Here is a 12,404-nt window from a genome sequence, read left to right as displayed (position 1 = left end):
ATTGATTGGGCCCCAATTAGGGTTTGGTGACATCAAGGACTCTGACAGAGGTCTTACTTGCTTGATCCGGGGTCAGATCGCCTTCCAGCAGCTCTCTCAACTCATCGGGAGTGGCCGGGTGATTGCCGTCTGGCCTTCGACTGATCTTGTCGCCGCCCGTCCACAGGACGAGGTAGATGCCGTGCCCGGAGGTTGCTGGGTCAGTGGTGTATTGCTCGATCAGCTGCTCTTGGAGGGCGCTCCAGAGGTCTCGGTGGGAGTCCTTCTTGATTTCGACAGGCACGTTGTACCCCCCGTAGCTCACTCGGATATCGGCACGCTTGTCCGATACGTAGTGGCCTTCGCGGGCCGCGTCGATTTCAGGAGGAAAGCGGGCTTGCAACATTGCAAGCAGCGCGTCTCGGCAGGCATCTTCGTGCTTCGCCGTAAGCTCAGGTTCCTCATTCCAGAATTGGCGCCAGATGTTGCTGCTGCTGCCCCGGATGTCATCGGCGATGCCGTCGAGGTGGTCATTCAGTAGCGCGGCCAAGTCGGATGCGTTGGCCGGCAGGCCGTTATCGAGTGTTCGCTGGACTTGTTCTACGCTGGGGTGGCTGTAGGTGGCGTCGCGCAGCAGCACGCGCTGTCGCTCCTCTGCCCATCTGAGCCGGTCTCTCCACTGGGAGAGTCGGGGGTTGTTGATCAGGTTCCTTAGCGCGATGTTGGCGTCGTAGCTGGCTCTTGAGCCGAGTGTTGAAATCAGGTCTTGTATCCGCCAGGAGGCATCTAGCTCAGGCGTGACCCACCCGGCTCCGCCGCCATCAACTTCGAATGGCTTGAACACGGGGCCCATGAGCTTGATGAGCACGGCAGACGCGTGGGGATCCAGTTTGTCGACAAGTGGGTCGCTGCCAAACCTCATTTTGCGGTGGCGGTTGCAGAGGAATCCGGCCACGTATCGGATTCTCTGCTGGCTCTTGCCTACGTATTCTTCAAACGGGGCGAGGTGCTGTTCGGGAGACAGCAGTGCGCCGGTCGTTAGCCACCGAATTCGCTGAGCGACGTCCATGCTGCGCATGGACAGTTTGTCATAGACCATTTCTTCGAGGTCGGGCTTGTCGGCCTGTAGCAACCTGTCCAGCAGTCGGTCGAGTAGGGGCATTTGTGCCTGCGGCGCGCGGACGGGAAATGAGGCGAGCAGCCTTGTAGTGAGCTCGTGCGCGAGGACTGGGTGGGTATGTTCAATTCGGTCTAGATCACTAAGGCCTGGTGGGATTTGCTCCCTGGCTCGCATCGCGGCGTGGGCGCACTGAAACAGAACACCGAGCACTAATTCATGATCATGTTCCAGCATTCGTTCGAACCAGGGTGTTGGTTCATTGGGATCACGATTTAGGACAGGCGAGACGCAGTAGTGGATGGCGAGGGCGCTGCGCTTGAGCGTGTCGTCGAGTTCGTCTAGGAGCGCTGGGTCTTCCTTTTGAAGCAAGTCCAGGCTCACCAGCACTGGGAAAGCCAGCAATGAGAATTTGGAATCCAAGTTCAGGGAAATCGTCTCGTCGGCCGCGGGTACGTCGTCCCGATAAATCGCCTGCCGCAATGCCGTCATGACCGCCTCAACGAGGTCAGGGTCGTCGCCGACGAACTCGCTGATGCGCTGGTCGGGTGGGATTTCAGTGTCGGATCGTCCCAACTTGCCGAAATACACCTGAGCTAGGGAGTGCAATCCGCGAGGGAAGAATCTGTTGTTTTGCAGGTCCGACTTTTGCGAACGCAGATCAGCCTCTCGCTGAGCCCTTTCCTGACGTTCCTTTTCATTCCGTTCTTCCAGACGCGCTTGCCAACGCTGCTGAGACTCACTCAACTCAGCGCTGTCAGGGGTAGAGGAATGCAGCGCTTCCAGTCGTCGGGCCAGCGCGTCATGCGAGCGCACTCGTGCACGCATGACGTCTAGCGTGAGCCCTTCGTTCATCCTGTGATTTGGAAGTAGCCAGTAAGACTGTTTGAGCAAGTCCTGGGATACATGCGGTTCAGTGTCTGCGAGCTCAAGCGCCACTTCGAGGCACCACAGCCCGAAGTCTGAGGGAAGCGAACTCCCTTGGAGCGCACCACAGAACTCGATTGAATTGCCCGCATGGGAGTCGGTTTGGTCGCAGTGTCTGAGCCAGGCCAGAAAAATGGACTTTTGGATGCCGGGATGCTCCTCCAACCATGTCTGGATGGGGCGAATATCTCGATCTTCCCAATGAAACCTGTCGAGGGGATCAGTGACAATGCAAAGCCAGCCATAGAGGCGGGGAAAATCGATTTCTTCGCCGCATTCCTCCAAGCCTCGGGCCAATAGCTGACAAGGCAGGTCGTCAACCAGGTATTTCCGTAGAGCGGGAACGAGAGTGGAGGCGTCTTCGTGTAGGGCATCGAGCAACTCTGCAACCTGCTCGGTCGACGAGTTCTCAAGCAGCTCATGGTGCAAGAACAAGGAGAAGCTCCCAATGACATTGTGCCGATCGCGGGGAGTCGCGTACCGCCAGACTTGTGAGGGGTTGAGAGGAGTTGGGTAGAGATTGCTGAGGAGGGTTCCGCGAAGCTGATCATCTGGATCGGTCACAACCCCACACTCGACGTCATCAAGGAGTCGAAGCAGTGTGTTCGTCGTATCCTCGCCTGTTGGGGCGATGCGGATAAATGCATCCAAAGCTGGGGTCTTGATCTCTTGCGGGCAGGCGTAGTCGCGAACGATTGACTCCAAGTCAGATGCCAGCACACGCAGCGAGATCAATTCCGGATCTTTGGCGACGGCCAGCACCTCGAGGACGAACTCCAATACTCGGTGGTCGCGGGTATCAGCGACCGGTTCGGCGAGCAGATCCCTGATAGCGGGGATCATGTCGTCAGAGGCGAGAGATCGGAATGCTTGAGCGGTGGATCCTATGTACGAGCTGCCGCGGTCGTCAGGTCTTTCGTGGCCGAAGAGTGGGGCTTGTTCGGCGAAGTTGGCTAGCGATTCCAGTAGCTGCATCTTTTCGTCGGTCGAGAAACCCTCAATGTCGCCATAGAGGCCCACGCCGACCGGGTCGGCTTTCACCAGCAGCGGACGCGCCTCACGGCTGTGGACCGCCAGCCAAGCTGAGAGGCCCCGGAGGACGGTGACGACCTTTCCATCGCTGGGGCTGGTCATGAGAGCCGTCACTCTTTTGGCGGGAAGCCCATTCTCAATTTGGCTGGCCAGGAACCGGCCGGCCAGGAACTCGGCGATGTGACGGTGGACGGGGCTGAGACGGCGCTCAACCGCTCCGGTGAACAGCCTGGTGGCCAGCGCTGGCCTCAGGCTGTTGTTGGGCAGTCTGTTCGGTGGATCCTGCAACTCTTCAATTGATGGGAACGAGGCACCATCGAATCGACGACTAGTCGAGAACCCCTCGGTGCCGGCAAGCAAATGCAATGCACACAGATAGCCGGCGGCATCCATAGTGGCATCGGACGAAATTGGATCAGCTCTCTCCAGGTGCTCCTCGTTCCACTCTGATGCCATCTTTTGGCAGGCCAACTCGAAGGTCTCCTGTCGGCTGTTGGGCCACTCGCCTCCTTGTTCCACTGCCTCGGCGAGCAGCTTCAGCGTCTGCGGGTTACGCAGAATCGCCTCAAGACCCTGTCGCCCAGCCTCTTCGATGAATTCCTCCACATCGTCTGAGAGATCAAGCGAGGTCAGCAGAGTTCTGATCCCAACGTCATCAAGGGGGTCGAGCCTCAGCACAGTGATTTGCGAATCAGGTGAAACAGTGGACAGGTTCTGGCGGTCGTTGGTGCCGAGCCAGTCTGCCTCTCGGCAAGAAATCCGGAACCAGGGACGTCCGAGCCGGTCGAGCCGACTGCGGATCTGATCCAGCGGCGTCAGCGAATCGGATGTCCCGGCGCGCGATTCGTCTAGGCCGTCGATGAAGAGGGTCTTTTCTCGCCATTCGGGATGAGAATCCACATCCAGGGTGGTGAAATCCCTGGCGCTCAAGAGTTCCGCAGCGTCGCCGAGCGCTTCAAATTCCTTTTCGAATTCGGTTGTCTTGCCCGACCCAGCATCGCCCAGCAACACATAGGCACGAATGTGATCGAATGCGCTGATTGGGAGGGACCTGGTAAAGATGAGGCCGCTGGCCTCATCTACGGCCAATTCGGTGCAGGTGCGATCGACTGGGCTGATCATGTCGCCTCGAGCCAGTAGTCGGCGGGTTCGGACAGGAATTCGTGGAGGGGAACACCGGTGTCACCGACGATGACGGTTGCCCAAGGCTGGAAGCGGCGCTCGAACTCCATGAGGCCCCGGTGTCTGGTCGGTGTCTGGCCGTTTTTGACCTCTATGCCCACCGTGTGCGGGCCCCTTTGGAGGACGAAATCCACTTCGTGGTTGCCGTCTCTCCAGTACTTGACGGTGATGCTCGGCGAAGCCGTGTTGACCAGGTGCGCCCCCACTGCGCTTTCGACCAGGCGGCCCCAGAACATGCGGTCGGCTCGGGCCTGTTCGAGGGAGTAGCCGGAGGCGGACGACATCAGCGCGGTGTTGAGCACATTCAGCTTCGGTATCGAGGCCCTGGCTGATACCGGACGCTCGGTGTGCTTGGAGAGGCCGGTGAGCAACCCGGCCTGGGAAAGCAAGTCCAGATACCTCGTCAAGGTGGTGGTGTTCCCCGCATCTTGCAGATGTCCGAGCATCTTGTTAAACGACAAGATCTGGCCGGAATACAGCGCCCCGACCTCGAAGAGCCGCTTGAGCAGGGCAGGCTTGTCGACCCTCGTCATTGAGAGCACGTCACGCTCGATGTTGGGCTCAACCAGCGCGCCGCGGATGTAGGCGCTCCACCGCTCCTGATCGTGGGATAGGGGAGCAGCCCCCGGATATCCGCCGAAGTACACGTACTCGTCCAAGCTGAAGCCGAATGCGTCGGCCATCTCCGGGTATGACCAGTGAGTGACATTGATCGGCTCGAACCGGCCAGCCAGGCTCTCGTTCAATCCGGACTGCATCAGAAGCGGTGCCGACCCAAGAACAACCACATGAAGGGGACAACCGCTAGCGCGGTCAGCATCCCAGAGGCCTTTGACCACTTCCGACCACTGTTCAATTTTCTGAATCTCGTCGAGGACCAAGACGAATCCCTGCCGAGAGGTCCACGCCTGGTGCCGGCACTGCTCCCAGAGTTCCACCAGCCATCGGGCATCCCTCTGAACAGGCCCGAAGACTGCATAGTCGACATCCGAGGAGGCTGGCCAGGGCTCAGCACTGGGCTCAGCGGCATCTATTGCCTCGTAGCGGTGCCCTAGTTCGGTGAGCGCGAGCGTTTGGCGCGCTGCGGTGGTCTTTCCGGTTTGGCGCGGGCCGAAGATCGCGACGAGCCGCTGTGGAGGCTCCGATAAGCGGCTGACAATCGTGTCGACGTGCGAACGCCGAAATTCGGCCATACCCGCAGTATACCAATCTGATTACGATATTGAGTAAAATTACTCAATATCGTAATCCCAAATGGAGCTGGGGTTGATCGAACTCCACATTAGCGTTTTGGGCATGACCGGTTTCACCGGCTACTTCCGCATGCTGTTTCGCGGCGAAAACCAGGGCAAGCTCTTGCTGCGGCCCTGAATCCCAAGGGGCCCTGAATCCCAAGGGGCCCTGTTCAGGGTCGGAGGATTGCCTCTAACGCGGACCGAAGCACGGCCTCGGTCTCGGCGATGGTGTATCGGCGGTGGCGGCGCAGGTAGTCGATGGTGTCGAACTGGAAAAGGACGTCGCCGGCGGACATACCGGCCTGACGATCGGATGTCGTCACGGCGCCCAACTCGAGAGCGAACTGGAGCTCGAACTGGTCGCGGAGGTCGTCGCGGGCTACGGCTAGCCAATCGCGAACCCGGGGGTGGTTGGGAGCATTGTGTACCGCAGCGCGATACACCGGGCCGGCTCTCTCATAGAGTCGGAGCCGCATGGCCGCGAAGTCGTCGATGCGGCGGTCGAGCGGTCCTTGGCCGATCTTGTGGAGGTGGCCAGCGTCTCTCATGAGCTCGCGATGGCGATGGATGGCGGATTCGATGAGCTCGCCGGGGTCGGCGAAGTATCGGTAGAGGGATCGCAGGGAAAGACCGGACCGCTTGGAGACCTGCTCGATGGACGGAATCAGCGATTCCTCGGCAAACATTTCGAGGACGGTGTCGAGAGCGGTGTTGATGTTGCGCTCTCGGCGGGCGACCCGCCCGTCGACGGATGCGTCGGTGCGGTCTACGTCGGTCATCGCAGTTTGACGGTAGCAGTCACTTGAGCATCTCAGTCGTCGGTGACTGGGCCCCAGACCTCGAGATGGTCGACCCGATCGACCCGTCGAATGGTCCGGAGGTCGAGCAGGGCCTCGACGCCCGTGTCGCGGAAGAGTTGGCGAACCCGAGCCTGATCGGAGGGTTCGGCGGCGGCCAGATCGTCGTGAAGGCGTTGGAGCAGCCAGAAGCGGTAGGGCTGGACGACGGTGGTGATGCGCGTCCCCCGCCACTCGAAAACGGCCTCGCCAATGTTGCGGCTGGCCGGGTTGTCTTTGCCGTTGGTGCCGGCAACCAAGTCGGGCCGGTCGGCTAGCCACTGATTGGCGTGTTCGTAGTGGGCCGTGATCTCGGGCAGCCATTCCTCGGCCACATGGCGCATCATCGATTTCAGCGTCTCGGGGACGTCGTTGTCGGAAATCATGTCGGTTTCGGCGTCGTACTCGTGGGCATAGGGCTCGCTGGTGGCCATGCGCTCGACCCACCGCCCCACCCGGGGCGCGTGAGCCTTGATCAGCGACTGCGGCACCGGATCGCGAAACAGATGGGCCCACATGGCGGCTATTAGTCCGAAATCGCCGATGGTGGGTTGTCCGCCGAGCAGGTATGGATGGTGGGCGAGGTGGGCGTTGAAGAGATCGAGCCATTGGTGGAAGGCCTGCTCGACTAGTGGAGCGGTCTCTGGGGTGGCTCCGAACTTCACCGTCGCCTTGCGCATGCGCCCACTGTTGTGCAGGAATACTCTCTCCCCCTCCTCCGGCGAGGCGGCCGGTGGCGCCACGAGGGCGAACTCCGACCGCAGATAGTCCAGGTTCTCGCGGTCGAAGTTCCACCGGTAGTGCATGGCCGGCCGCATCAGCCCTTCCCCGCCGAAGATCTCGAACAGGTGGCTGATGGCCAGGAGCACAGGCGACTCGGGGTATACCGACATCCGGCGCAACGGCTGGCCGTCGCCCTTCTCGAAGTGGTCGATGATGTCAGCGCCATCCTGAATGATCCGCCCGTCGGGCGTTTCCATGACCGGTATGATCCACCGGCCCACCGTTGGCACGATGTAGTTCAGATAGCGGTCGCTGCCTGGTGAGACCTCGACGAAGTCGATTCCCTGCTTGCGCAGGTAGGAGCGCGCCTTGCCGGTGAAGAGCGACACCGGGGCGCCATAGAGCGTGTAAGGACTGGTCATGTCGGAACCCCCAGCCAGGTCAACAGGGTTTGTGTGTACTGGTCGGGCAGGTCTTCTTGGAGGAAGTGGCCACCGCCCTTGAGAATCGTGTGGGGCTGGTCGGCGGCACCGGGAATCCGAGCAGTGATCGGCTTCCAGCCGTCAGGGGCCACCGCGTCGAGGTCGCTGAATATGGTGAGCACCGGTCGGTCGAACCGCTCCAGCACCTTCCACGCCTCGTAGTTGGCGGGATACATGGGGTTGTCGGGGCGGGTAGGCAGAAGCTGGGTGAAGGCCCGGCTCCCCACAGTGAGTTCCTTGTCGGGATAGGGCGCCCGGTAGGCAGACACAAGATCGGCGGTGGGCTCGGTCACCATGACCATGGGCAGCAGGGTCCACGGCTCCCACACCGGGGCTGCTGCCGCGAAGGCCTGGAAGTCGGCCAAGGGGCCAGATGCCTCGATCACCTCGGGGAGCGGCTCATTGATGTTCCGCCAGGGGAGGCCGGTGTTGGAGATGACCATGCGGCCGACCCGGTCGGGCTGTTCGGCCACCAGGCGCATGCCGATGATGCCGCCCCAGTCGTGCAGCACGAACGTGATATCGGCGAGGTCGAGATGGTCGAACAGCAGCGACCGCATCCAGTCGATGTGTCGGTCCAGCGAGTAGTCGGCCATCTCCGACGGCTTGTCAGACATGCCCATGCCCACCAGATCGGGAGCGATGGCCCGCCATCCAGCCGCGGCGACCGCATTTATCTGATGCCGCCAAAGAAAAGACCACGACGGGTTGCCGTGGAGGAAGACCACCGGCGCGGCGTCGGAGTCGCCGGTGTCGACAACGTGAACGCGCAGCTCTTGGCCGTCCCCGGAGGGAATCGAGATGTAGCGGCGCTTGATCGGATAGTCGGCCAGGCCATCGGCCGCGTCGTCGGGAGTGCGGAGAATGCGCACTAGAACAACACTCGGGTTGGGTCAGTCAGCGACCGGGCCACGTCGTCGAGGAGCGGGTCGGCGATCACTGCGTAGTTGGCCTCGTCGTGGGTGGTCCCGCCGGCCGCCAGCTCTTGGGCCGTTGCCGGGGAGATCAAGTCGAATCGGGCTTCGGCAAAGGTCCGGTGATCGCCGAGGAACCGGTCTTCGACCCAGAACCGGCCGATGCGGGTCGATTCGATCGCCTCGGCCAGATCGGGATACGAGGCGTCGGCCACAACTTGGAGAAGCAGGAGTTGGTCGGAGTCGGCTCCAGACGCCTGTGGCGGTATCGGGTCGTCTTCTGCCGGGAAGGTTGCCATGACAATGGTGAACTCCATTCCCGCGTCCTTATGGACGTGAGACTCTTGGAAGTCCTCGCGCATGGTCATCTCGGCTATGGCGGCGCGGTAGGGGTACTGCGCGATGGCGATCCGATCCCACTCGGTATCGTCGCCCAGCAGCTGATGGACCACCGGTGCGATCAGGATGATGCGAGCGCCCACCGCCTTCAGCTGCTCGTGGGGTGCGTAGACATCGTCGGCCTCGACGCCGGTGAGCGTGGAGGTCCGGCCATCCCCGTAGTCGGCGACGGCTCGGTACTTCATCAGATTGAGCGCCCACATCGGCCCGCCGGGCTCTTCTCGTTCGAACCAGGAGGCCACGTAGGTGTCGTTCAGCGCTCCATACCGGGGCATGGGCGGACCTTATAGTATTGCGCCTTTCACTGGCAATAGTTTGGGGCGACCGTTAGGGTTCCGCTATGGAATTCGAGGTCAACCGTCAGGACTATCGCGACACCCGGACAGTTGACTCGTCACCGGCCAAACTCGCACCGGGGCAGATCCGGCTGGCCGTGGAGAGATTCGCGCTGACCGCAAACAACGTGACCTATGCGGTTGCCGGCGACATGCTCGACTATTGGGGCTTCTTCCCTACGGAGGCACCCTGGGGGCGGATCCCGGCCATGGGGCTGGGCTCGGTGGTCGAATCCGCCCATCCCGACATCGAGACCGGCGGCCGCTTCTTCGGCTTCTATCCCATGTCGACCGAAGTGGTCATCACCGCTGAGCCCAAGGGAGACGCGTTCACCGACGTCGGGGTCCACCGGGCCAACCACGCTGCGGTGTACACCGATTTCAGCGATGTTGCCGCCGACATCATGTTCCGTGATGACCGGGTCGACGAGTTCCTCTTGCTCCGCGGGCTGTTCATGACGTCGTTTCTGGCCGACGATTACCTGGGCGACCACGGGTTCTACGATGCCTCGCAGACTCTGGTCACCAGTGCTTCATCGAAGACCTCGATCTGTCTGGCCGCGTGTCTGGCTCGTCGCGGGCACCGCAGCGTGGGTCTTACGTCGGCCCGCAACCGCGCCTTCGTCGAAGGTCTCGGCCTGTACGACGAGGTGATCGTCTACGAAGAAATCGACCAACTCGACCCCAAGGCCGCTTCGGGGCTGGTCGACATGGCCGGCAGCGACACCGTGCGGTCGGGGGTGCATGCCCACTTCGGCGAGGCTCTTCGCTTCTCCTTGACCGTTGGCGTCACCCACTGGGAGGACCCAGCATCGGGTGGGACTGAGTTGCCCGGTCCGTCGCCCAAGTTCTTCTTCGCTCCCGCCCAGATTGCCAAGCGCTCCCAGGAGTGGGGAGCTGCCGAATTGACGAGACGAATTGCCGCCGCGTGGCACGAGCTTCTCAACGACACCGATCGCTGGCTCACTGTCGTCCACCGTTTTGGGCCCCAGGAGACCGCGGCGGTGTATCACGACTTGCTCGAGGGCCGGTCCGACCCCTCGATGGGTTTTGTGGCCTCCATGCTGGGAGGCGCGCTGCGGTGACCTGCCCCATCTTGCTCGACCGCGAAGAGGGCGGCCCGGTCTAGCCATGGACATCGTGGTGATCATGGACGGGCCTGAGACCGTCGACCCGGAAACCGACACCACCTACGCGCTCATGCTGGCGGCCGAGGAGCGAGAGCACCGAACATGGCATTGCCAGGCCGGCGACATCGAATTGAACGAGGGCCGGGTTTGGGCCCGGGCCCGCCGGGCCCAAACCGACGAGGGAGCCGCCCTCCCACTGCGGCTCGATTCCCCTGAGCGACTGGATCTCGCCACCGTCGACGCAGTGCTGGTCAGAACCGACCCGCCCTTCGACTCGTCCTACCTCCATCTCACCCTGATTCTCGACCACCTGGTCAACGACACGCTGGTGGTCAACGCCTCCCGCGGTCTTCGGGATGCGAACGAAAAGCTCTACGTCTGCCGGTTTCCCGAGATCACACCCCCGATGATCGTCACCTCAGACGCCGACCAGTTGACGGCGTTCAGCCAGGAGCACGGTGCCGCCGTACTCAAGCCAATCGGAGGTCACGGTGGTCGGGGAGTGATGGTGCTGGATCCCCACGACCAAAACGCGCCGTCGATCATCGACACGTTGACCAGCCGCGGCCGCACGCCGGTTGTGGCCCAGAAGTTCATGGAGAACGTGGCCTCTGGCGACAAGCGCATCCTGCTCCTCGACGGTGATCCGCTCGGGGCCGTCTTGCGGCTGCCCACCGAGTCTGACTTTCGGGCCAACATCTGCGTGGGCGGCCAGGCGGTGGCGGCCGAGGTCAACGAGACCGACCAGCGGATCATTGATCGGATCGCTCCATCGCTGCGCGCCGACGGATTGATGTTCGTGGGAATCGATGTGATCAACGGCCATCTCACCGAGATCAACGTGACCAGCCCCACTGGGATCCAACAGCTCGGTCGCCTCACCGGAACCCGTCCCGCCCACGACGTGATCTCATGGCTCGAACGAGCCGCACGCTGACGCGGCTATGACAGCTGAGACCGACGTCATAAGCCGAGCGGCCGAAGCGTTTCCTCCCAGCTCGCCGACCCGCGTAGGAGCCGAGGTGGAGTGGCTGGTGTTCGACCGCGAAGACCTCCGCAAACCCATCCCGGCTGAACAAGCGGCCGGGGTGGCCGACGGTCCGTTGCCCGCTGGCGGCGCGATCACCATCGAGCCCGGGGGTCAAGTCGAGCTCGTCACCCGGCCATTTCCCGATCCGGTGGAGCTCGTCGATGCCGTGGCCGCTGACACCGCCGAGCTCGTCAGGCGATTCCAGGGGCATGGCCTGGCGCTGGTCTCGTTGGGCCTCGATCCCATCCGCCCGCCCCGGCGCACGTTGGACACCCCTCGCTACGAGGCCATGGAGAAGTACTTCGCGGCTCGTTCACCGGCCGGGCTCCAGATGATGAACCTCACCGCATCATTCCAGATCAACATCGGTTTCGGGCCCAATCCGGGCGTTACATGGCGCCGGGCCCAAGCCGTGGCCCCGGTCTTGATGGCAGCCTTTGCCAACTCACCCACCACCGATGGCGACGCATTCCAGTCGGCCTCTTGCCGCCAACAGATTTGGGCCGCCACCGACCCGACTCGCACGCGTCCCGTGTGCGGCGGGCCCGAAAACTGGGCCACCTATGTCCTCAACGCCAACCTGATGTTGCGATGGCGTGACCACCGCATAGAACCGCAGCTCGACGAGCTCACGTTCGGGGAATGCTTGCAAAGCAGCGATCCGCCGACCCGGGACGACCTCGAGTTGCACCTGACGACGCTCTTCCCGCCGTTGAAACCTCGGGGCTACCTTGAGGTTCGAATGTTGGATGCTCTTCCCGCGCCGGGTCGTATGGCCGCCACCGCCACGGTGTGGGCGGTTCTCACCGATCCCGATGTTGGTGACGCCGCGGATGCGATTTGCCGGGCAATCCCCGATGCATGGTGCCGAGCAACCCAGGCCGGCCTCGACGACCCTGCCGTTCGAGAAGCAGCCGCGGCCGTGCTCGACCTAGCCGTCCGCGCCAGCAGTGCGACCGCGCCATCGCAGGCCGACGCCTGCAAGACATGGCGAGACGAGCGCGTCCTTTCGCCCAACCCGCCGCAGCCGGTGGTCCAGCTTGTCGACCGCGCCCGAGAGGCAGTCGCTTAGGAGCAAGGCCT

9 protein-coding genes are annotated in these 12,404 nt (G+C 62.3%); 3 read left to right on the top strand and 6 right to left on the bottom strand.

Features of this window, described 5'->3' with window-relative positions; genetic code table 11:
• Positions 1–16: 16 nt before the first annotated feature.
• The 6 genes from ACOGXH_RS15075 to ACOGXH_RS15050 form a co-directional block, all read right to left on the bottom strand.
• A complete protein-coding gene (locus ACOGXH_RS15075) occupies positions 17–4,177 on the bottom strand; it encodes an NACHT domain-containing protein (RefSeq protein ID WP_419929907.1) in 4,161 nt (1,386 codons plus the stop codon).
• Entirely contained in the window at positions 4,174–5,430 is a 1,257-nt protein-coding gene (locus ACOGXH_RS15070) for an ATP-binding protein (protein WP_419929906.1), read from the bottom strand. Before ACOGXH_RS15070 ends, ACOGXH_RS15075 begins: the two co-directional genes overlap by 4 nt.
• Positions 5,431–5,642: 212 nt before the next feature.
• Positions 5,643–6,251, bottom strand: coding sequence for a TetR/AcrR family transcriptional regulator (locus tag ACOGXH_RS15065; protein ID WP_419929905.1), 609 nt, complete (start codon positions 6,249–6,251; stop codon positions 5,643–5,645).
• 32 nt (positions 6,252–6,283) lie between these two features.
• The gene (locus ACOGXH_RS15060) at positions 6,284–7,453 is read right to left on the bottom strand and encodes a glutathione S-transferase family protein (protein ID WP_419929904.1); all 1,170 of its coding nucleotides are present in this window, start codon (positions 7,451–7,453) and stop codon (positions 6,284–6,286) included.
• On the bottom strand, positions 7,450–8,385 hold the full coding sequence (locus tag ACOGXH_RS15055; protein ID WP_419929903.1) for a haloalkane dehalogenase: 936 nt from the start codon (positions 8,383–8,385) through the stop codon (positions 7,450–7,452). Before ACOGXH_RS15055 ends, ACOGXH_RS15060 begins: the two co-directional genes overlap by 4 nt.
• Positions 8,385–9,101, bottom strand: coding sequence for a hypothetical protein (locus tag ACOGXH_RS15050; RefSeq protein WP_419929902.1), 717 nt, complete (start codon positions 9,099–9,101; stop codon positions 8,385–8,387). The genes ACOGXH_RS15055 and ACOGXH_RS15050 overlap by 1 nt, the downstream gene beginning before the upstream one ends.
• 65 nt (positions 9,102–9,166) lie before the next feature.
• Here ACOGXH_RS15050 and ACOGXH_RS15045 point away from each other — a divergent pair, with 65 nt between their 5' ends.
• Genes ACOGXH_RS15045 through ACOGXH_RS15035 form a run of 3 tightly spaced genes read left to right on the top strand, consistent with a single transcriptional unit; the run spans position 9,167 to position 12,393 of the window.
• On the top strand, positions 9,167–10,246 hold the full coding sequence (locus ACOGXH_RS15045; RefSeq protein ID WP_419929901.1) for a DUF2855 family protein: 1,080 nt from the start codon (positions 9,167–9,169) through the stop codon (positions 10,244–10,246).
• 46 nt (positions 10,247–10,292) lie between these two features.
• Entirely contained in the window at positions 10,293–11,228 is a 936-nt protein-coding gene (gene gshB / locus ACOGXH_RS15040) for a glutathione synthase (protein ID WP_419929900.1), read from the top strand.
• Between the two features lie 7 nt (positions 11,229–11,235).
• Positions 11,236–12,393 carry a glutamate-cysteine ligase family protein gene (locus ACOGXH_RS15035; protein ID WP_419929899.1) on the top strand — a complete coding sequence of 386 codons (1,158 nt, stop codon included), beginning with the start codon at positions 11,236–11,238 and terminating at the stop codon, positions 12,391–12,393.
• Positions 12,394–12,404 lie beyond the last annotated feature (11 nt).

The sequence above is a fragment of the Candidatus Poriferisocius sp. genome (assembly GCF_965208355.1).
Lineage (GTDB): Bacteria > Actinomycetota > Acidimicrobiia > Acidimicrobiales > Bin134 > Poriferisocius.
Note: the sequence above shows the minus strand (reverse complement) of the source record. Positions and strands in the feature narration are given on the sequence as shown.